At 65.3% G+C, this 19,344-nt stretch carries 19 protein-coding genes and 1 pseudogene; 12 read left to right on the top strand and 8 right to left on the bottom strand.

Going from position 1 to position 19,344, the window contains the following annotated elements:
- Positions 1-168: 168 nt before the first annotated feature.
- The 5 genes from EJ073_RS09350 (at position 169) to EJ073_RS09330 (ending at position 5,960) form a co-directional block, all read left to right on the top strand.
- Positions 169-1,236 (top strand): type III polyketide synthase, encoded by a 1,068-nt coding sequence (locus EJ073_RS09350; protein WP_126055463.1) that lies wholly within the window; start codon positions 169-171, stop codon positions 1,234-1,236.
- Positions 1,233-1,955, top strand: a complete 723-nt coding sequence (locus tag EJ073_RS09345; protein ID WP_126055462.1) for a class I SAM-dependent methyltransferase — start codon at positions 1,233-1,235, stop codon at positions 1,953-1,955. Before EJ073_RS09350 ends, EJ073_RS09345 begins: the two co-directional genes overlap by 4 nt.
- Complete coding sequence (locus EJ073_RS09340; RefSeq protein ID WP_126055461.1) at positions 1,952-3,220, top strand: FAD-dependent oxidoreductase; 1,269 nt, start codon at positions 1,952-1,954, stop codon at positions 3,218-3,220. Before EJ073_RS09345 ends, EJ073_RS09340 begins: the two co-directional genes overlap by 4 nt.
- 120 nt (positions 3,221-3,340) lie before the next feature.
- On the top strand, positions 3,341-3,820 hold the full coding sequence (locus EJ073_RS09335) for a DUF2231 domain-containing protein (protein WP_245455521.1): 480 nt from the start codon (positions 3,341-3,343) through the stop codon (positions 3,818-3,820).
- Between the two features lie 613 nt (positions 3,821-4,433).
- Complete coding sequence (locus EJ073_RS09330) at positions 4,434-5,960, top strand: tlde1 domain-containing protein (protein ID WP_245455520.1); 1,527 nt, start codon at positions 4,434-4,436, stop codon at positions 5,958-5,960.
- A gap of 141 nt (positions 5,961-6,101) precedes the next feature.
- On the opposite strand, the gene EJ073_RS09325 is transcribed toward EJ073_RS09330, so the two are convergent.
- On the bottom strand, positions 6,102-6,857 hold the full coding sequence (locus tag EJ073_RS09325; protein WP_126055460.1) for a DUF4239 domain-containing protein: 756 nt from the start codon (positions 6,855-6,857) through the stop codon (positions 6,102-6,104).
- A gap of 301 nt (positions 6,858-7,158) precedes the next feature.
- Between EJ073_RS09325 and EJ073_RS09320 the strand changes: the two genes are divergently transcribed.
- A complete protein-coding gene (locus EJ073_RS09320) occupies positions 7,159-7,944 on the top strand; it encodes a ThuA domain-containing protein (RefSeq protein WP_126055459.1) in 786 nt (261 codons plus the stop codon).
- Positions 7,945-8,038: 94 nt separating this feature from the next.
- Positions 8,039-9,097, top strand: a complete 1,059-nt coding sequence (locus EJ073_RS09315; RefSeq protein WP_126055458.1) for a Gfo/Idh/MocA family oxidoreductase — start codon at positions 8,039-8,041, stop codon at positions 9,095-9,097.
- Between the two features lie 19 nt (positions 9,098-9,116).
- On the opposite strand, the gene EJ073_RS09310 is transcribed toward EJ073_RS09315, so the two are convergent.
- Positions 9,117-9,359, bottom strand: coding sequence for a DUF1127 domain-containing protein (locus EJ073_RS09310; RefSeq protein ID WP_126055457.1), 243 nt, complete (start codon positions 9,357-9,359; stop codon positions 9,117-9,119).
- A 142-nt stretch (positions 9,360-9,501) separates the two neighbouring features.
- Between EJ073_RS09310 and EJ073_RS09305 the strand changes: the two genes are divergently transcribed.
- Entirely contained in the window at positions 9,502-11,010 is a 1,509-nt protein-coding gene (locus EJ073_RS09305; RefSeq protein WP_126055456.1) for a winged helix-turn-helix domain-containing protein, read from the top strand.
- Positions 11,011-11,040: 30 nt separating this feature from the next.
- Here the strand turns inward: EJ073_RS09305 and EJ073_RS09300 are convergent, their stop codons facing one another.
- A complete protein-coding gene (locus EJ073_RS09300) occupies positions 11,041-11,433 on the bottom strand; it encodes a GFA family protein (RefSeq protein ID WP_126055455.1) in 393 nt (130 codons plus the stop codon).
- Positions 11,434-11,591: 158 nt separating this feature from the next.
- On the opposite strand from EJ073_RS09300, the gene add reads away from it, so the two are divergent.
- Positions 11,592-12,584: an adenosine deaminase gene (gene add / locus EJ073_RS09295; RefSeq protein WP_126055454.1), complete on the top strand. Its 993-nt coding sequence runs from the start codon at positions 11,592-11,594 to the stop codon at positions 12,582-12,584.
- A gap of 115 nt (positions 12,585-12,699) precedes the next feature.
- On the top strand, positions 12,700-13,101 hold the full coding sequence (locus EJ073_RS09290) for a GFA family protein (protein WP_126055453.1): 402 nt from the start codon (positions 12,700-12,702) through the stop codon (positions 13,099-13,101).
- 16 nt (positions 13,102-13,117) lie between these two features.
- On the opposite strand, the gene EJ073_RS09285 is transcribed toward EJ073_RS09290, so the two are convergent.
- Positions 13,118-13,852 (bottom strand): 3-keto-5-aminohexanoate cleavage protein, encoded by a 735-nt coding sequence (locus EJ073_RS09285; protein WP_126055452.1) that lies wholly within the window; start codon positions 13,850-13,852, stop codon positions 13,118-13,120.
- Between the two features lie 127 nt (positions 13,853-13,979).
- The gene (locus EJ073_RS09280) at positions 13,980-14,396 is read right to left on the bottom strand and encodes a helix-turn-helix domain-containing protein (protein ID WP_126055451.1); all 417 of its coding nucleotides are present in this window, start codon (positions 14,394-14,396) and stop codon (positions 13,980-13,982) included.
- 103 nt (positions 14,397-14,499) lie between these two features.
- On the opposite strand from EJ073_RS09280, the gene EJ073_RS09275 reads away from it, so the two are divergent.
- Positions 14,500-15,087, top strand: a complete 588-nt coding sequence (locus tag EJ073_RS09275; RefSeq protein ID WP_126055450.1) for a dihydrofolate reductase family protein — start codon at positions 14,500-14,502, stop codon at positions 15,085-15,087.
- A 9-nt stretch (positions 15,088-15,096) separates the two neighbouring features.
- Here EJ073_RS09275 and EJ073_RS09270 read toward each other — a convergent pair whose 3' ends face one another.
- From EJ073_RS09270 to EJ073_RS09260, 3 genes and pseudogenes are all read right to left on the bottom strand, one after another.
- Positions 15,097-15,318, bottom strand: a complete 222-nt coding sequence (locus EJ073_RS09270; protein WP_126055449.1) for a hypothetical protein — start codon at positions 15,316-15,318, stop codon at positions 15,097-15,099.
- 172 nt (positions 15,319-15,490) lie between these two features.
- On the bottom strand, positions 15,491-16,153 hold the full coding sequence (locus tag EJ073_RS09265) for a phytochelatin synthase family protein (protein ID WP_126055448.1): 663 nt from the start codon (positions 16,151-16,153) through the stop codon (positions 15,491-15,493).
- Positions 16,154-16,257: 104 nt separating this feature from the next.
- Positions 16,258-17,465 (bottom strand): annotated as a pseudogene (locus tag EJ073_RS09260) (cytochrome-c peroxidase).
- A gap of 247 nt (positions 17,466-17,712) precedes the next feature.
- On the opposite strand from EJ073_RS09260, the gene EJ073_RS09255 reads away from it, so the two are divergent.
- A complete protein-coding gene (locus EJ073_RS09255) occupies positions 17,713-19,245 on the top strand; it encodes an acid phosphatase (RefSeq protein ID WP_126055447.1) in 1,533 nt (510 codons plus the stop codon).
- Positions 19,246-19,344: the final 99 nt, after the last annotated feature.

The following is a 19,344-nucleotide window of genomic DNA, read 5'->3' as shown; positions in this document are numbered from 1 at the left end:
CACCGTAACACTTTGATTTTGCGTATGATCCTTCCAGAATCTTTTGGACCGCCAGGAAGAAACTGGTTTTCCGAAACGTTTATCGAATAGGCAACGCTCAACGCTTGGCGCCTGTCAGTAGCAAAAACCCCTCCGGCGCATCGCGCCCGAGCCCAGGGAGACAGAAACGTGTCCGCCAGTGCCTATATCAACCGGATCGCGACGGCGGTTCCGCAGCACGACGTCCACCAGTTCTACCTGCGCTACGCAGCCTCGATGCTGGCCCCCGATCGCAGGAGAATATTCGAACGCATGGCCGGCCTCGCCGGCATCGAGCACCGCTTTTCCTGCTTCGCGCCCGCCCTCGAACCCGAAGGGCCGTCGGCCGACTTCGCCGGGACCTTCAGGCGTGGCGCTTTTCCCGGAACGGCCGTCAGAATGGCGATGTTCAGCGAAGCCGCCCCGGTCCTGGCGCAAAGCGGCGTCGACGGGCTGCATCTTGGCGACGAGGCGTCGCGCATCACCCACCTCATCGTTACCACCTGCACCGGTTTCTCCGCGCCCGGTATCGACCTCGATCTGGTTCAGCGCTGCGGCCTGCCGGATGGCATCGAGCGCACGATAATCGGGTTCATGGGCTGCTATGCGGCGGTCAGCGGCCTCAAGCTTGCCCGCCACATCGTCCGCTCCAACCCGCGAGCCAGGATCCTGCTGGTCAATATCGAAATATGCACCTTGCACATCAGGGAGACCGACGAGCTGGAAAAGCTGCTCTCTTTCTGCCTTTGGGGCGATGGCTGCGCGGCGACGCTCGTGACCGCCGAGCCGCCCGGCATCGAGCTCGACTCCTTCTGTTGCGCCGTCGCCGACGAGCAGCGGGACCTGATGACCTGGGATATCCGCGACCACGGCTTCGACATGTTTCTTTCCGGCAAGGTCCCGGGGGCGGTCCAGCAAGCGTTGCGAAGCAGCCAGGACGCAATCCTTGGTGGCCGGCCGCCGGAGGCGATCGACCTCTGGGCCGTGCATCCCGGCGGGCGCAGCATTCTCGACGCCGTCGAAAGGGCGCTCGCTCTCGAACCGGCCGCGCTCGAGCCGTCGCGCGAGGTGCTGCGCCGCTACGGCAACATGTCGTCTGCGACGGTCATGTTCGTGATGGAGGAGATGCTGAAGAGGCCCGGCGGACTGCTGGGCTGCGGCATGTCTTTCGGACCCGGCCTGACGGCCGAGACCATGCTGTTCAGGACCGTCTCATGACCGCGCTCGCGCAGCGCAGCCTCGTCCCGGAAATCCTGGATGGGCTCGCCGCCGACGATGCGCGGGCGCTGCGCTCGCGCCGCGATCTCGCCCGCATCAACGCGCTGATGTTCCAGGCGCCGATCATGGCCATGCTGCTGCGGAAATTCTTGCCGAAGCCGCCCGAGCGCATTCTGGAGATCGGCGCGGGCGACGGCACTTTCATGCTCAAGGTGGCCCGCCGCTTGGCCACCGATTGGCCCGGGGTGGAACTGACGATGCTCGATCGCGTCGGTCTCGTCACGCCAGCGCTCGCCGCCGATTTCGCCAGGCTGGGATGGAAGCTCGAAACCGTCACTGCCGACGTCGTCGACTGGGCGCAGAAGACGGACGGCAGGCCCTTCGACGCGATCACGGTCAACCTGTTCTTGCATCATTTCGACGACGCCGGACTGCTGCGCCTGTTTTTGCTTTTGCGGCGCAAGGCTCCGCTCATCCTGGCGACAGAACCGCTGCGGGCGAATTGGGCGCTGGCCGCGGCGCGGCTTCTATGGGCGATCGGCGCCAATGATGTCACCAGGCATGACGCCCCTCAGAGTGTGCGCGCCGGCTTCCGCGGCCGCGAGCTTTCCAGCCTCTGGAGCGCTGCCGGCGGCAGACCGCTCGAGGAACGGCGCGCCGGAGCCTTCTCGCATGTCTTCGTCGGCGCGAGCTCGATGCCGGCCGTGGACGCGCCATGAGGCGGCCGTCCACCCACGACGCGATCGTTATCGGCGCCGGCCCCGCGGGAACGTCGATTGCGCTGGCGCTTGCCCGGCGCGGGTGGGGCGTGGCGATCGTGGAAAAGAACATGTTTCCGCGCCGCAAGGTGTGCGGCGAATACATCTCGGCAAGCAATCTCACGCTTCTCGACCGGCTCGGGATCGGCGATGCATGGCGCGCCGAAGCCGGTCCCGAAATCCGCCGCGTCGGGCTCTTTTCCGGCGACGCCTGCATCGAGGCCGAGATGCCGGGCGCAAGGCTCGGGCCGGCGGCAAGAGCCGGCTTCGGCCGCGCGCTGGGCCGCGACGTTCTGGATATCCTGCTCCTCGATGCGGCCCGATCGGCCGGGGCGCAAGTCTTCCAGCCCTGCCGCGCCGTCGCCGTCGAGCGCGAAGGCGACTGCCAAGCGGTGCGGATTGAAGCAAGGGACTGCCGCGATGAGGCGACGATCCTGCGGGCGCCGGTGGTCGTCGCCGCGCACGGCTCGTGGGAGCCTGGACCGCTGCCGAGCCAGCTCGAAAAGAAAAGCCGCCCCTCCGACCTGCTCGGCTTCAAGGCGCATTTCACCGGATCGTCCCTGGCGCCCGACCTGATGCCGCTCATCACGTTTCGCGGCGGCTATGGCGGCATGGTCACGGCCGATCATGGCCGCATGTCGATCTCGTGCTGCATAAGGCGCGATAGGCTCGCCCTGCTGCGCAGCGGCCTTGCCGCCGAGCGCGGCGGCCACGTCTCGGCGGCCGAGGCCGTCGAGCATCATCTTATGGCGACATGCCGGGGCGTCAGGGAGGCCCTTGAGGAAGCCAGCGCCGACGGTCCGTGGCTCGCCGCCGGTCCGATCCGGCCAGGCATCCGCGCCGGCTACGAAGGGGACATCTTCCGCGCCGGCAATGCCGCCGGCGAGTCGCACCCGATCATCGCCGAGGGCATATCGATGGCGCTTCAGTCCGGCTGGCTCCTGGCGCGGCAACTCGACGACGCTCAGGCCGGACAGGCGGGACGCCAAGCGGCGGGCAGACGCTACGAGGCGGCCTGGAGAGGCTTGTTCTCGACGCGGATCCTTGCCGCCGAAGCCATTGCCCGCATCGCCCTTGGTCCCGGCGGCGCCGCGCTGATGGAAGCGGTTGTCCGCAATTTTCCGCTGGCGCTGACCTTGGGCGCACGGCTGAGCGGCAAGACGAAACCCGTCCCCGGTTTGGTCGAAGGACGCCCAACTCCAAGCCGACAGGCGCCCCTGGAGTAACGGGACTGCGGAACATTCCGCACCTGTCCGAGTTCGGTTCGTATCCGGCTTTTTGCCGCCAGGCCCGGTGATGAGTATGTGGCCGAGGCGGCGCTCGCCACGCCTGCGGGAGGCATTACGATGACGCGCGACCCGATCACCCACAATCCGCACAGCACCGCAAGCATTGCCGGCCATCCTGTCCATGCAATGCTGATACCGTTCCCGATCGCCTTTTTCGTCGCCACCTTCGTGTGCGACCTCATCTTCTGGCGAACCGGCAATCCGGGCTGGGTCACCGCTTCGCTCTGGCTGCTGGGGGCCGGTCTGGTCATGGCCGCGCTGGCCGCTCTTGCCGGCCTTACCGATGTGCTGGGCGATACCCGGATCCGCAACCTTCGCGATGCATGGCTGCACGCTGGCGGCAACGCCATTGTCGTGCTGGTCGAGCTTTACAACTGGTACTCGCGATATGCCCAGGGCGAGGCGGCAGTGGTGCCGGTCGGCCTGGTGCTGTCGCTGATCGTAGTCCTCATCCTCCTGTTCACCGGCTGGAAGGGCTGGGGCATGGTCTACCGGCATCATGTCGGCGTCGCCGACGGATCCGACGAAACGCGCTGAACGCTGCGAGCATAGTCGGGACCTGGCCATGAGCATGTGAGCACGCGCCGCCGGCGACCGGGTTCGCGGCGCGAGAGTTTCGTCGTCGCCTCCGCTCCGGGCGGAGGTGACTTTTTGGGTCAGATCCGTCTCCGCAATATCTTTCGACCGCCTGGCCTGCTGGCCCAGCATATCTTCGACCGACGTGTTCCAATGCCAGCCGGGCGGTCGCATTTCGACCTCAAACGCCCTGTACCGGCCCGAGTTGCTGCGGTTCCGATCTTCACGCTTTCTTGACAGAGGCTTGAAAAACGGGCAGCAAAGCGGGTGAGGGAGAGCATTTTTACCGTGGCGCAGACCGTGGAGGGCTCTTTTTTCGTATGGACCGTCGCCGTATCGGCGACTGGTGGAGGGATTGGTTAACCATCTTTGTCCATCTTTTGAATCAATCGGCAACAGACGCGTGAAGGTGCAGGGGGCACCAGGCGAACTGTGATCGTGACGGGTGCCAGGTCCGCGAACCGGCATGCCGATTGAGAGTGGTCGTATGGCGTTTTTGCGTTTGAAGTACCGGGGTGACGCTCCTGAAGAGGGGGTAGCTTCGAAGACATCTGGTGGTCATCTTTGGGTTGTGGTGCCTGCTGTTGGCGCCGCGCTCGCCCTGTGGTCCGTGGCGACCCTGGCTGGCCTTTATTCGATGGGCACCTCGCTCACCGCTGCCTCCAACCGATTGCCGCCGAGCCTGCTTGCGCCGGGCACCATCGCGCTTGCCGATCCGCGCCGCGCGCTCGCCAGTTCCTGGGCGCTTTCGCTCCCGGCGGATGCCCGGCACCGGCAGGCGCTCCTCGGGCGTTGCGATGCTGCCTGCCTGCGCCAGGCCTCGAATTTCTCGCATGACGGCAAGATGGCGCGCCTGCGTCCTGCGGCAAGGCCCGATAGCGTCGCGCCGAGGACGGCCGCGCCGGAAACCGTGGCGCGTACTGCCCCGGCCGACCGCTTCGACAGCGTCGTCGCCAGCGCAAAGCTGTCGCCGCAAAAGTTGGCGGATGCCTTTGCCCGCGCGCAGGACAAGCCGGTCCTGCTGGCCAGCCTGCCGGCCGATGCCCGCTTCGCCGAACCGGTTCGCCTGCCCGACCAGCAGGGCCCGGCATCGGTGCGCTTCGGACCTCCGGTGGCGGAGATCGAACGCTCGTCGCGCCTGGCGCTGGCGCTCGCCAACGCAATGCCGGAGGTCGACATGTTGTCGCCGCCGCCGTCCGTGGCGCTGGCCGCGCCTGACGGGCTGCAGGAGCCGCAAGGGACCGAAGTTCTGCTTGCCTCGCTGCCGCCGCAGGACGAGATGCCGGACACAATTCCGTTGCCAACCGGCCGGCCACGGGCGCTGATCGAGCAGCCGGATCAATCGCCAAAAGCTCAAGCCTCCAGGGCGGACGCACCACGGATCGAGGCGCCACAGGAGCAGGCGCCCAAGGCGTCGGCGTCAAAGACCGGCAAGGCCCAGTCGGCCAAGGCCGCGGACGTGCTGTCCGGGAAGCTCCCGGCCCTGTCGCCGCGCAGCTCGGAGCATGCGGCCGTGCCGGCGCTGCCGGGTGTGCAGGCCAGCCAGGCCAAGCCGGCCAAGCCGGGCAAGCGCTCGAAGACCCAGGACGCGGAGATGCTCGCCTACGCCAAGCCCGACATGCCGGAGCGCGGCGCGGGCGGAGTGTTCGGCAACCTGTTCAGCAACAGGCCAAGCGTGGGCAATGGCGTCGCCGTCTACGATATCGCGGCCAGGACCGTCTATATGCCTGATGGCTCCAAGCTCGAGGCCCATTCCGGGCTGGGCTCGATGGTCGACCAGCCGCGCTTCGTCAACAAGAAGAATGTCGGCCCGACGCCGCCCGACACCTACAATCTGTCGATGCGTGAATCGCGCTTCCACGGCGTCGAGGCGATTCGGCTGACGCCGACCAGCGGCAAGAACAAATATGGCCGCGACGGCTTGCTTGCTCATACCTACATGCTGCGCGGCGGCCGCGCCGAGTCCAATGGCTGCGTCGTCTTCAAGGACTATGCCCGCTTCCTTGCCGCCTACAAGAAAGGCAAGATCAAGCGCCTGGTGGTGGTGCCGCGCATGTCGAAGCCGTTGACACAGGTCGCCCAGGAAGGCCGCCAGGGCTGATCATACGGCAGCCCTTGCGAAGGCACTCGCGCCGGAAACCCACGCCTGGACGGTGGCTCTTGCCGGCACGAGCCACAGCGACGGAGCGGCGGTGGCAGCCAAGCGGTTGCTCAACGACTTAAACCAGCGCGGCTCGTGACCTCACTGCTTGAGCTCCGCCAGCGCCCTTTGGAGCGGCGCTGGCGAGATCTGGATCGGGCCGGAGAAGGGTATATCCATGTCCATGATTAGATAGAGCGCGGCGGCGACCAGCGCCGCCGACACGATGAAGGTGCTGACCACGGTGGCGTTGCAGGGCGCCCTGAAGCCGAAGCTGGCGAAGATCAGCGTCAGCCAGGAAACCAGAAGGGCGATCAGTGGTCCGGGGATGGCGCCCTCCGACTGCTCGGCCAGCACCCAGCGCAATTCGATCACCTTCTGCAACTGCTGGCGGGCTTCCTGCAGCATGGCGACGTGTTCGTCATCGGGCGGCGTCAGCGCCCGCAGCTGGTCGCCGACATTGTTGAGCAAAAGCTCCGACAGTCTGTTGGCGACTATCGGGGTTTGCTGACTGGGCGAGGTGGCGTCGACGACGCGCTGCACATAGGCGATGAGCGGCTGGCGCGCGGCCTGCGTCTCGGGGCCGTATTGCCTGAGCGACCTGTCGAGCAAAATCAACTCAGTCGCATAGGCATGGACGTTGTGGTCGATGGATTCGAACGTGTTCTTGGCCGAGTTGATCATCAGGCCGAGCACCAGCGAGGTCATCACGACGAACAGATTGGCGGCGAGCCGCACGATCGCGCTGGTATCGTCCTGGCGGTGATGGGGCGGAAACCGGCCATGGATCAGCAGGCTGGTGAGCGAAGCCCCAGCCAGGCAGACAAAGATCGCGACCCCAAGCAGTGCCTCGCGCATGGCCGGTATTGTAACCGAGGCGTGGCGTTTGCCAAAGGGTTGCCGGGAGGCGTTGATTCACGGTGGGAGCATATTGGCCTAGGTCGTTGTTGGCGCAGGATGCTTTCAGGCTGGCGCATTCACTGGCGAAGCCCCGAACGCGTCATCCTGGGGTCTTCGCTGCGTCGCACCGCTCCTTGCTCCAGCCTGGGGTGACGAGGCCGCTGGCGTTCGCAACCACTTCGAAAAGCGCTTTCAATGTCGGCCGCAGGCTCTATGTATGGCCAGGGGCGGGTCGGCTCCGGTTCACCACGAGGATGTCATGACAATACGCGCTGTCGTCTGGGGCGAGAATATCCATGAGCGCACCAATGAGGTGGTCGCATCGATCTATCCCGAAGGGATGCACACCACGATTGCCAACGCGCTGAAGGCCGACCCCGGCATTTCCGCCTCGACCGCGACGCTGGAGCAGCCAGAGCACGGCCTTCCCGAATCCCGCCTTGCGGAGACCGATGTGCTGGTTTGGTGGGGGCACAAGGATCATGGCGCCGTCGCCGACGAAGTGGTCGAGCGGGTGGCGCGCCGCGTCTGGGAGGGGATGGGGCTGATCGTCCTCCACTCCGGCCATTTCTCGAAGATATTCAAGCGTTTGATGGGAACGCCCTGCACGCTGAAATGGCGCGAGGCCGGCGAGCGCGAGCGGCTCTGGGTGACGAGCGCCAGCCATCCGATCGCCGATGGGCTTGGCGACTGTTTCGAACTCGAGAACGAGGAGATGTATGGCGAGCAGTTCGCCGTGCCGGAGCCGCTTGAAACGGTGTTCATCTCCTGGTTCCAGGGCGGCGAGGTGTTCCGCTCCGGGCTCACCTATCGGCGCGGCGCCGGCAACATCTTCTATTTCAGGCCCGGCCACGAGACCTATCCGACCTATCATGACGCCACGGTGCAGCAGGTGCTGCGCAACGCGGTGAAGTGGGCGGCGAACCCGCAAGGCGCGAAGCGTGCTATCCACGACGCGCCGAACGTGCCGGTGGACAACGCGCTGGAGCCGATCGTCGAGCGCGGCGGCAAGCTGCACACGGCCGGCGAGGCCGGCTTCCGTTAGTTCAAGGCAGCGCTTTCCATCTGGAACTCTGCAGCAATAGCGGTTATCCACCTGATATGATTGAATCGAACCAATTCGCTCGGAGGAGCAAAAAATGCGGCTTTTGATACTCGGTACCGGCTGGATGGCGCAGGAGCATGCCCGCCGCTTCAGCGCCATCGAGGGCGTCGACATTGTCGGCGCCGTCGATGTCGATCCGGCCCGCGTCGGCGAATTCGCCGACGGCTTCAAGATCCCCAACCGCTTCACCTCGCTGGAGGAGGCGCTGAAATGGGGTGAATTTGACGCTGTCGCCAACGTCACGCCGGACCGCATCCATCACCCGACCACCATGGCGCTGATCGCCGCCGGCAAGCCGGTTCTGTGCGAGAAGCCGCTGGCCGAGAATTTCGGCAAGGCGACCGAGATGGCGGACGCCGCGGAAGCCGCCGGCATCGTCAACATGGTGAACCTCACCTACCGCAATGTGGCACCTCTGCAGAAGGCGCGCGCCATGGTGCTGGCAGGCGAGATCGGTACGGTCCGCCATGTCGAGGCCTCCTACCTGCAAAGCTGGCTGGTGTCGAAATTCTGGGGCGACTGGCGCACCGACCCGAAATGGCTGTGGCGCCTGTCGCGCGGCCATGGCTCGAACGGCGTGCTCGGCGACGTCGGCATCCACATCCTCGATTTCGCCAGCTATGGCGCGGCGCTCGACATCGACCATGTGTTTTGCCGCCTGCGCGCCTTCGACAAGGCGCCGGGCAACCGCATCGGCGAATACGGGCTCGACGCCAATGACAGCTTCGCCATGACGCTGGATTTCTCCAATGGCGCCTTCGGCGTGGTGCATGCCAGCCGCTGGGCGACCGGCCATCTCAACGAGCTCAGGCTGCGCATCTATGGCGACAAGGGCGGCATCGAGGTGATGCACAATCTCGAAGGCTCGGCGCTGAAGGCGTGCGTGGGCGACAATGTCGAGAACGCCAGATGGGAGGCGCTCGACGCCGGCACGGTGCCGACCAACTATGAGCGCTTCGCCGAGGCGGTGAAGAGCGGCGTCCAGCCCGAGCCATCCTTCCGCCACGCGGCCGAATTGCAGAAGGTGCTCGATCTGGCGGTGGTGTCAGACGAGAAGCGCGCGGAGCTAAGGGCACACGCGGACACGCAGTGAGGGCCAACCGGGTTAGCCTTTATCGTTGCCAGAAGGGCAGCTTGGCGATCTCTTCCTCGACCTGCCGTCTGGTCAGGCCGATATCGTCGATCAGATGCGGATTGGTCTCCGAGATTCGCTTGAGATCCCAGCGAAAGCGTGCCTGCCTGCGCCAGGCAGCGATCGTGCCGCGCAGGCTCGTCAAGGACCGGCGCGGCGCCCGCCTCGCGGACGCTGCCTGCCGCGCTGCGCAATGCTGGACCGTTGCAAGGGTATCGTTCATGGCAACCTCCTGTGGTTTGAGGCCCATGCGATTTGGGGGCCTCGACCTGAATGAGGTTGAATTCTGCAGGATGCCGGCAGCGGCGTAATTAAGCCCTCCCAAATAGTTCTCAAAACTTCCAAATGGGCTATAGATCAGCCGCATGCAGGGATCGCGCTTTGCCTTTGGTCCGTATGTGCTTGATCCGTCTGCGGGAACGCTGCTTCGCAACGACGTTCCCGTGGCCGCCGGCTATCGCGGGCTGAAGCTGCTTGCGGCGCTGGTCGAGCGTCCCGGCGAAATCCTGGCCAAGGCCGAGCTGATGGATGCCGCATGGCCGGGAACGGCCGTCGAGGAAGGCAACCTGACGGTCCAGATCGCCCAGCTCAGGAAGCTGCTCGGTCCGGCCGCCGATGGCGGTGACTGGATCGCCACGGTGCCGCGCGTCGGCTACCGCTTCACTGGCGTCATCGAACAGCTCGGCGAGGCGAAGCGAAAACCCTTGCCGCTGCCCGGCAAGCCGTCCATCGCCGTGCTGCCCTTTGTCGCCTTCAGCAATGATCCCGGGCAGGAGTCCTTCGCGGACGGGCTGACCGAAGACCTGATCACCGACCTGTCGAGGAACGCGGGCCTGTTCGTCATCGCGCGCAACTCGGTCTTTGCCTACAAGGGAAGGGCGATGGATGTGCGCGGGATCGCCGAGGAGCTCGGCGTGCGCTACCTGCTGGAAGGCAGCGCCAGGCGCGCCGCCGGGCGCGTGCGCATCAATGCCCAGCTGGTCGACGCTTCGAGCGGCGAACATCTGTGGGCGGAACGCTACGATCGCAGCCTTGAAGACATCTTTGCCGTTCAGGACGAGGTGACGGCCAAGATCGTCGAGGCACTGCTTGGCCGGCTGCGCGCGCCGCCGCCGCGCAACCGGCCCAAAAATCTCGAGGCCTATGATCTGTGTGTGCGGGCGCGCAAGCTGATCGACGATTCGCCGCAGACGGCGCGGGAAGCGCACCTGATGCTGACGCGCGCCGTTTCGCTCGATCCGGACTACGCCGAGGCCTATCGCTGGCTTGCCATGAACCACTGGATGCAATGGGTGCATTGGGGAGAACCCATCGAACCCAATCGGAGCGTTGCCCTGGAGCTGGCGCGCAAGGCCGTGGCGATCGATCCCAACGATGCCGGCTGCCACTGGGTGCTGGGCAACCTGCTTGCCTATGAACGCCGCTTCGACGAGGCGGACGCTGAATTCGCCAAGGCGTTCGAACTCGATCCGAACGAAGCCGACGCCTGGGCGACGATATCCGACATCGAGGTTCTGGCCGGGCAGATCGAGGTAAGCCTCGAGCACATTCGCAAGGCATTCCGGCTGAACCCCTATCCGCCAAGCTGGTACTATCTGACACTCGGTCAGGCACAATATGCGGCCCGTGAATACGAAGCCGCCGTCGAGACGCTGCGCCGGGACGAGACCTATCGCACGAGCTCGCGCCGTTTCCTGGCGGCAAGCCTTGCGCAACTTGGCCGGCTCGATGAGGCGCGCGCGGAGGTCGAACTGTTCCTCGTCGGCAACCGGCATTTTAGTACCGCCTATTGGGTCGCGACGGAGCCGTTCCGCGACGACGCGACGATGCAGCATTTCGTCGATGGCTTCCGCAAGGCCGGCCTTCCGGACTGAAGCCCCGGCGTGACCGCCCAAACTGCGCGGCTATCCCTCGCTACGACCCGTGGCGTCACGATCGCGCTCGTAGCGTCTCTTGAGCGGAAACGGCGGCAACCAGGACTCGCGACGAACGGTCCAGAGTTCGTACGTCGGCACCAGTTGGTCGGGAGCATCCAGGGAGCCCAGATGAACTTCGATCTCGTCTCCAGTGCGGGCGAAGACGGACGAGCCGCAGCGCGGACAGAAGAACCGTCCGGCATAATCGCGCGTTTCGCCCTCGATCGTCACCGCATCCTGAGCGAACACCGCCGCGGCATAGAAGAGCGCCCCGTGATGCTTGCGGCAGTCGAGGCAGTGGCAGATGCCGACCCTGTATGGGGCACCCGACGCAACGATGCGGACGTTACCGCACAGGCAGCCGCCGGTGATTGGGTCCATGCCGCGTCTCCTCCAAAATCAAGCGGTCGCAATGGCTACAACGAACGGTACTGCCGCGGCAATTGCCGCCGCCTCGCGCAATTCTTTCAATCATTCCTTGAAGCATGGGTCGGGCCTTTTCGTGCTTGAATGCGGCGCGTGAACAGGGGAGACGTCCGTTGACCGACTACATCGCATTGCCGAAAGCCGAGGTGCACATCCACGTCGAGGGCTGCTTCGAGGCCGACGACGTGATCAGGAATTGCGAGGAAGCCGGCATTCCGTTGCGCGCGCCGCGCGACAGGCTGTTCGAGGCGCACAACCTGAAGAGTTTCCTCGAAATGCTCGATTGGCTGTGCGGCACGTTCCGCACGCGCGAGCAGCTGGCGAGCACGGCCTACAAGTTCGCCCAGCGCATGGCCAGGAGCGGCGTGCGCTATGCCGACGTCATCGTCAACCCGACTCACTGGCCGCACTGGTACAAGAACATTCCGGGGATGATCGACGCCTTCGACGCCGGCTTCGCGGCCGCCGAAGAGGACGGTCACCCTCCGGTCGGGCTTTGCGTCAGCCTGTTGCGCACCCAGTCGGCGGAGGAAGCGATCGAGCTGGTGGAGCTGCTGAGCGGGATCAGGCATCCGCGCGTGGTTGCGCTGTCGATCGACGGCAACGAAGCCGTCGCCGGCCGCACCGGCCCGCGCTTTGCCGAAGCGTTCCGCCGTGCGGCTGCGGCGGGCCTGCGGCGGACCGTTCACGCCGGCGAGTCCAGCGGTCCGGAGGGCGTGCGCGACGCGATCGACCTGCTTGGCGCCGACCGCATCGACCACGGCGTGCGGGCGATCGAGAAGCCGGACCTGGTCGACCTGCTGGCTGAGAGGCAGATCCCCCTTGGCGTCTGCCCGATCTCCAACGTCACGCTCGGCCTCTACCGGTCGATCGCCGAACATCCGATCGACACCTTGCGCCGGGCCGGTGTTCCGGTCTCGATCAACACCGATGATCCGGCGCTGCTCGACACCACGCTGGAAGCATCCTATGCCGCCTGCGCCGACGCGTTCGCCTGGGACGGCGAAACCATCCGCGAGCTCGCGGCGACATCGGTCAAGGCGAGCTATGCCGACCCCGCGCTGAAGGCGCAAGTCCTGGCGGATCTGGCGGCCTGGCGGGCCTGACAAAGGCCGCCGCGCTCCGTGACGGGCGAGAGCCTTCCGCCGCGCTTCCGAACTCAATAAGCTGCTCCAGCCGCGCTGGTCGGACGAGGCCGGGCGGAGCCGAAAGGAGCCGGCCATGGTCAGTCGTCGCGCGGAATGCTCTTGCGGCCAGCTTTCGGCTGTCTGCTCGGGCGAGATCGTACGCATTTCCGTGTGCCATTGCCTGGCCTGCAAGCGGCGCACCGGCAGTGCCTTTAGCTACAATGTCCGGTTTAAGGAAGGTGACGTGTCCATCCAGGGACGGGCGGCGGAGTTCACCCGTGTCGGCGAGCAGGGCGGCCGCGTCAGCTATAGCTTCTGCCCGGATTGCGGAACCACCGTCCACTACCGGCTCGACAGCCAGCCCGGTGTGATCGCAATTCCCGTCGGCGCCTTTGCCGACCCGTCCTTCCCGGCGCCGTTCCAGTCCTTCTATCACGACAGCCGGCGCTGCGCGTGGGTCGAGATCCGCGCCGAGCCTCTGGCGACGTTCGGCTGACTTCCGGCGAGCGTTCTTAGCGCCGCAATCGGCCTGCCCGATAAATCGTCACCGCAGCCGCCACCAGCGCCGCATTGCCGGCGGCGACGCTGCCGTCCGGCAGGTGCTTGCCGTCCTCCAGCCCGACCCGGGTCGACAGGTTTCGAGCCGCCGCCCGCTCGACGAACGGCCACACTGTCGCGTTCTCGCCGTGCAGCAGGATCGAGCGGCGGATTCCGGCGCGCGCCAGCACCGTTTCGATGCCGTCGGCGACTTGGAAAGCCTCGTCGAGCGTCTGTTCGGAAATCTCGATCAGGACGCGCAGCACGCGCCCGCCATGGTCGAGCGTCACCAGCCTCTCGGCGTCGGCGATGGAAGCCAGGCCCGCCTCGATGCCGATGCCGCGCTGGCGCAGGCTTTCCATCACGACCGGCGCGGCCGTCTCGCTGAGATTGACCGAGGCATAGTCCGGCAGCTCGCGCCAGCCGGCGATGGCGACGAGGGTGCGGAGGTCGTCCTCCTCGATCCAGGCGCCGGTGGAGACGCCGATCAGCGTTCCCGGACAAGCGCGGCGCAGCGCTGCCACCGTGCGGTCCATCGCTTCCGGCGCCAAGCTCTCCTGCCGGTCGGCGCCACGCGCATGGACATGGAGCTCGGCGGCACCCGCGGCAACCGAAACCGCGCCGTCGCGCGCCATGGCGTCCGGGTCAAGCGGCAGGGCGGCGTGAAAATCGGCGGGGCGGGCGCCGTTGATGCAGGCCTGGACGATCATGGCGGCGATCCTGTTCGAGCTGAGTCTAACGCAGAGGCGCATAGACTGGAACCGGAACGTCTGCTGACAGGCATCGTTTCGACGCCGCGATCCAGGCGAGGAGTGTGGGCGATTTGCGCCGCGCCGCCTAACCCAGATTTTCCTGCCGCAGCCTCTCCTTTATCCGCGCCAGAGCCGGCTCGCCGCCGCCGGCCAACTCAGTGGCAATCCGCGCAAGATCATCGTCGGCCTTGCGATATTTGCTGCCCCAGGCGCCGAGCGTCGCCAGTACCGGCAGAAGGTCGACGCCGGCTTCGGTCAGCCGGTAGATCGCCTTCAGCCTGTGGGTCGGGTCGTCGCTGCGGGTGAGGATGCCTTCCTCCTGCAGCGTCTGCAGCCGCTCTGCGAGCGTTCGCGACGAGATGCCTTCGTCCGACTGCAGGAATTCGCGAAAATGCTTTTTCCCGGCGAATGCCAGGTCGCGGATGATGAGCAGCGTCCAGCGATCGCCAAACAGCTCAAGCGACAGGCTGATCGGGCAGCCGGACCGTTCCCTGGTCGACATAGTTACGGTTCCATTTTTAAATCACTTTACTATTAACACCATTACCTTCGCACGTCAAATGGTTCCAAAAGTAAATTGATTGGAAGCACGAGGAGGACCGGAAATGAAGAAACTCATCCTGCAAATGCAGATGTCGGTCGACGGCTTCGTCGGCGCCGAGGACGACCATCGCTGGCAGCTCTGGGAGTGGGGCGACGACAGCGCTTGGGACGATGCGCTGAAGCAGGACTTCAACGCTGTGTTCGAAACCATCGACACCATCTTGCTTAGCCGCAAGATGGCGGAGGAGGGCTATCTCACCCACTGGGGCAACGCCGCGACGAGATTCCCGAAGGACCGCTTCTATGCCTTTGCCCAGCGCATTGTTGCAGCGCAGAAGGTGGTGCTGAGCGACAGGCTGAAGGCCGCGCGATGGGAGCGCACGAGCATCGCAAGCGGCGACCTGCCGCGCGAGGTCAATGCGTTGAAGGCGGGCGAGGGCGGCGACATCGCTGTCTTCGGCGGCGCCGGTTTCGCCTCGGCGCTGATCGCCGCCGGGCTGGTCGACGAATTCCAGCTCTTCATCAATCCGGCTGTGCTGGGTGCCGGCCGCCGCATCTTCGGCCAGGGCGGCTTCTCCATGCTGAAGCTCATTGGTTCGAAAGCCTATGCCAGCGGCATGGTGGTGAGCCGCTACGCGCCGGCGAGGTGAGGGGCTGCCTCAGAAGACCCCGATGACCGGCGCCGGCTCAACCAAGGTGCCGACGCCCAAGGGATTGCGCACCCGCGCGGAGGTTTCAACATTGGCGACGGCGGCGAACCACTGGGCTTCACGCAACGTCAAACCAGCAAGCACGCAGCCAGCGTAGTCCGCAGGCTCGTCTATCCACGTGTCAAACACCGCCCAAGTATCAGGCGGCTCCCGCACTGCAACGAACCGCATTTGAGACCCCATCATGCGACGAGCAGCCACCGTAGCAGCCGGCGTGCTGTAGTCATGTGAGCGAGTACACATATTAGCAATATTGCATATGAAAGCCCAGCCTTGGTCGTTTCGGCATCAAGATCGGGCATTTAGCCATGCCTGGACAGGCGCCCGGGCATCGCATCCGTCGTCACTCGATCAGCAGCAAACCGCGCTTCCTGTCGCCATCGGAATCGATCGTGTCCATGGCCGAGAACAGGCGTTCGCGCTCGATCAGCCAGGGCTTGTAGCGCTGGTTGACGTCAAGGACGAAAACCATGTCCTCGGCCTCCATATATCCTCCGATCGGGGAAAAGTGGCCGGCGCCGGCGCCGAAAATCCTCTCCCTCGTAAAGTTGATGATGTAGCGGCGGCCGGGATCGTTGGCGCGCTTCATATGCGCGAGGAACTCCTCGGCAGTCAGGTTCCGAAGCACGGATACTTTCCGCTTGGTCTTGCTTCGAGCGACTTCGGCAACCTCGTCCAGGGTCAGCCCGATGATGCAGAAACCGGTCCAGCACTTTCCCGTTCCCGCAAGCACTTCAGCTTCCGTCGTCTCTTCTTCGCCGATCGAGCGGAACATGTTTGCCACGCTTGCCGGACCGCACCTTGATGCGTTCGATTGCCATTCGACGTCGGCATTGAAAGCAGCGGCCACGGGCAACTTCCAGGCACGGTCGATCAATTCGGGAGCGCGGATAACCGACGACTGGATCTTGTCCGGCGAGACTGCCGACGGACCTGCAATCAGGAATGCGGCGCCGCAGAGCAGGCCGATACCGGCAATCACACCGAATGCAAGACTGCGCCTCATCGCTGTGCCTCGGAGCCATGCAGCAGAAGGAGATTGCAGAAGCCGGCGCGCAACGTCAATCAGCGCCGAGACGGCACGCATCGCCATCGTCCACAGCCGGAATCTCAATGCGCCGGAGCGCCTCGCTGGTCGGCATCCGTCAGCGTGCCGAGGAATGCGACGATGTCGTCGATCTCGGCATCGGTCAGCGCCGGCCTGTCGCCCGGCTTCCCGCCGAAGGGCGGGTCCTTGTTGAGGTTCGGCCAGTAAGGCTTTGGCAGGTCGTCATATTTGTCGACCGTGCCGTCGGCATTCTTCGGATACCAGCGGCCGGGATCGCTGTCGCGGCTGCCGTAGAAGGCGACCGCGTCGCGCAGCGTGTGGAAATAGCCATTGTGGAAGAAGCTTTTCCTCAGCGCCACGTTGCGCAGCGTCGGCGTCTTGAATAGCCCGCAATATTCGGCGCGTCCCTTGAAGTCGGTGCGCAGCGGGCCGCACAGGCCGAGATCGATATAGGCGGGATCGGCATTGGCCGGGATCGCCGCATTGCGGGGCACGCCAACGGCGATCAGACCGTAATCGGTGAACTGCGGCGGCTCGCCATTGTTGCTGGGTCGGCTCAGATGACAGCTGGCGCAATTGCCCTTGGCTTCGTCCTCGAACAGAACGCGGCCGCGTAATTCCTGCGCCGAGAGCGTCGCCCTGCCGGCAAGGAAAGCGTCGTAGCGGCTGGAATAGGGGTAGAAATCGGCGCTGCTCTGTTCGAACGCGCCGAGCGCCTCGACCGCGGCGTCGAAGGCGTCGTCCGGCCGTTCGAACACATCGTCGCCGAATGCCGCCTTGAAATCGTGCGCATAGGCGGCCTTGCTCAGGGCGGCGACCACCCCGCTCTCATCCTTGTTGGCCATCTCGAAAGGCGAGAGCAGGGGGATCCTGGCCTGCTGCTGGCCGCGATCGGCGCGGCCGTCCCAGGTCAGCCCGCCGGTCGGGCCGTTGTCGACGCTCTCGTCGCCCTCATCCTCGGAATCGTAGAAGTGCTCGGTGAAGGGGGTGCCGCCTGCAGGTAGCGCAGCGATGGCACCGCGCGCAGGCCCGGCCGGTCGACATTAGGCCCGCCCATCTCGACCGGTGTCGCCGAGGCTGGCCCAAAGGCGTGGTCGGGATCGTGGCAGGAGGAGCAGGCCTGCTTGCGCGAGGCCGACAGCGACGGATCGAAGAACATCTTGCGCCCCAGCGCCGTCATCGCCTCTGCCCGTGCGAAAGCCTCCGCGCGCGACAGCGGGCCGGGATGGGTGCTGCCTGCCGTGTTCGCGGGTCCGGCGAAGCCGAACATCGACGCCGTGGCGATAGCGATCGTCAGGCTTTTCCATCGTCTTGTCGGCATAGGGCGTGGTCCGGTTTGCCTCCGGAACTAGGTGCCCAGTGCAACGGATTGATGACCGGTCGCGACGCTCACGCAACCGTGTTCGCGCAGGGCGGAAAATGTCACAAAAGTGACAGAGGCATCGCAGTAGCTGCTTCCGCGCCTGCTTGTTCATAGATTGCCGTCCTCCAGCCATCCCCAGCCACGAGGCATCCCCATGACTAGGTCCCTGTTCTCGCTTTGCCTGGCCTCCACCGCCCTGGCATCGCTCACCGCCGCTGCCCATGCGGCTCCTCCCGGCTTCGACAAGATCGACACCGTCGTCGTCATCTACGCCGAGAACCGCAGCTTCGATAATCTCTATGGCGGCTTCCCCGGCGCCAATGGCCTGGCCAATGTCTCGGCCGACCAGGCCCGCCAACTCGACCGCGACGGCAAGCCGCTTGCCGAGCTGCCGCCGGCCTGGGGCGGCCTGACCGGCAAGGGCGTAACCCCTGCGGTGACGGAGGCTCAGACCGCGCATCTCGCCAATGCCAGCTTCGCCATCGACGATCCCAAGGGTTTTAATGAAAACACCGGCGTCATCACCCGCGACCTCTGGCACCGCTTCTACCAGGAGCAGATGCAGATCGACGCCGGCCGGAACGACAAGTTCGTCGCCTGGGCCGATTCCGGCTCGCTCGTCATGGGCCACTATGATGGCTCGACGTTGCCAATGTGGGCGGTGGGAAGGAAATACGTGCTCGCCGACAATTTTTTCCAGGGCGCCTTCGGCGGCTCCTTCCTCAACCACATCATGCTCGCCTGCGCCTGCGCGCCGGTCTATCCGCATGCCGACACCAGCCCGGTCAAAGGCCAGATCGCCGTCGTCGAGCCCGACGGCGTGACGCTCAAGATGGCCGACAATTCGCCAGCCTCGGCTTTGGGCGGTGCGCCGAAATTCGTCAATGACGGCGCCATCACGCCGGATTTCTACGCCGTCAACACCATGCAGCCGCCTTACCAGCCGAGCGCCAACAAGCCGGCCGAGGGCGGTGACAAGGCCTTGGCCGATCCGGCGCAGCCGACCACGCTGCCGCCGCAGCACGAGATCACCATCGGCGACCTGCTGTCGCTGAAGGGCGTCTCCTGGGCCTGGTACTCCGGCGCCTGGCAGGCGGCGCTCGACGGCAAGAACGCCACGCCAGTGCCGAACTTCCAGTTCCACCACCAGCCGTTCAACTATTTCGCGGCCTACGCGCCGGGCACCGCCGCGCGCGCCGAGCACCTGAAGGATGGCGGCCTCGACGGCGTCGAGTTCATCAAGGCGATCGACGACGGCAAGCTGCCTTCAGTGAGCTTCTACAAGCCGCAGGGCAATCTCAACGAGCATGGCGGTTATGCCGACGTCACCAGCGGCGACAAGCATCTGGCCGACATCGTGTCGCATCTGGAGAAGAGCCCGCAATGGCCGCATATGCTGGTCGTCGTCACCTATGACGAGAATGGCGGCTTCTGGGACCATGTCGCGCCGCCCAGGGCCGACCGCTGGGGCCCGGGCAACCGCATTCCCGCCTTCATCATCTCGCCCTATGCGAAGCTGGGGACCGTCGACCACACGCAGTACGACACGACCTCGATCCTGCGCTTCATTACCGCGCGCTACGACCTGCCGGTGCTGCCCGGCATCGTCGCCCGCGACAAGGCGCTGCGCAATAACGAGCAGCCGCCGATGGGCGATCTCTCGGCCGCCCTTGATCTGACGAAATAGCGTCCTTCCTCTCCCTCAGCAAATGCGCGGGGAGAGGAAACGCTAATCGCCCAAGGCCCGATGTCCCGCAGATGAATCAATCCCGCAGGACGCGCCGCT

The sequence above is a fragment of the Mesorhizobium sp. M4B.F.Ca.ET.058.02.1.1 genome (assembly GCF_003952505.1).
Taxonomy (GTDB): Bacteria; Pseudomonadota; Alphaproteobacteria; order Rhizobiales; family Rhizobiaceae; genus Mesorhizobium.
This window is presented reverse-complemented; position numbering and strand designations above follow the sequence as displayed.

What these genes read in the sequence shown, in the direction of transcription:
- EJ073_RS09270 (WP_126055449.1), bottom strand. Translation starts at nt 15,318, where the DNA reads ATGCGGTTCGTTGCAGTGCGGGAGCCGCCTGATACTTGGGCGGTGTTT.
- EJ073_RS09265 (WP_126055448.1), bottom strand. Translation starts at nt 16,153, where the DNA reads ATGAGGCGCAGTCTTGCATTCGGTGTGATTGCCGGTATCGGCCTGCTC.
- EJ073_RS09305 (WP_126055456.1), top strand. Translation starts at nt 9,502, where the DNA reads ATGCAGGGATCGCGCTTTGCCTTTGGTCCGTATGTGCTTGATCCGTCT.
- EJ073_RS09280 (WP_126055451.1), bottom strand. Translation starts at nt 14,396, where the DNA reads ATGTCGACCAGGGAACGGTCCGGCTGCCCGATCAGCCTGTCGCTTGAG.
- EJ073_RS09335 (WP_245455521.1), top strand. Translation starts at nt 3,341, where the DNA reads ATGACGCGCGACCCGATCACCCACAATCCGCACAGCACCGCAAGCATT.
- EJ073_RS09340 (WP_126055461.1), top strand. Translation starts at nt 1,952, where the DNA reads ATGAGGCGGCCGTCCACCCACGACGCGATCGTTATCGGCGCCGGCCCC.
- EJ073_RS09290 (WP_126055453.1), top strand. Translation starts at nt 12,700, where the DNA reads ATGGTCAGTCGTCGCGCGGAATGCTCTTGCGGCCAGCTTTCGGCTGTC.
- EJ073_RS09315 (WP_126055458.1), top strand. Translation starts at nt 8,039, where the DNA reads ATGCGGCTTTTGATACTCGGTACCGGCTGGATGGCGCAGGAGCATGCC.
- EJ073_RS09255 (WP_126055447.1), top strand. Translation starts at nt 17,713, where the DNA reads ATGACTAGGTCCCTGTTCTCGCTTTGCCTGGCCTCCACCGCCCTGGCA.
- EJ073_RS09325 (WP_126055460.1), bottom strand. Translation starts at nt 6,857, where the DNA reads ATGCGCGAGGCACTGCTTGGGGTCGCGATCTTTGTCTGCCTGGCTGGG.
- EJ073_RS09285 (WP_126055452.1), bottom strand. Translation starts at nt 13,852, where the DNA reads ATGATCGTCCAGGCCTGCATCAACGGCGCCCGCCCCGCCGATTTTCAC.
- EJ073_RS09275 (WP_126055450.1), top strand. Translation starts at nt 14,500, where the DNA reads ATGAAGAAACTCATCCTGCAAATGCAGATGTCGGTCGACGGCTTCGTC.
- EJ073_RS09345 (WP_126055462.1), top strand. Translation starts at nt 1,233, where the DNA reads ATGACCGCGCTCGCGCAGCGCAGCCTCGTCCCGGAAATCCTGGATGGG.
- EJ073_RS09310 (WP_126055457.1), bottom strand. Translation starts at nt 9,359, where the DNA reads ATGAACGATACCCTTGCAACGGTCCAGCATTGCGCAGCGCGGCAGGCA.
- EJ073_RS09320 (WP_126055459.1), top strand. Translation starts at nt 7,159, where the DNA reads ATGACAATACGCGCTGTCGTCTGGGGCGAGAATATCCATGAGCGCACC.
- EJ073_RS09300 (WP_126055455.1), bottom strand. Translation starts at nt 11,433, where the DNA reads ATGGACCCAATCACCGGCGGCTGCCTGTGCGGTAACGTCCGCATCGTT.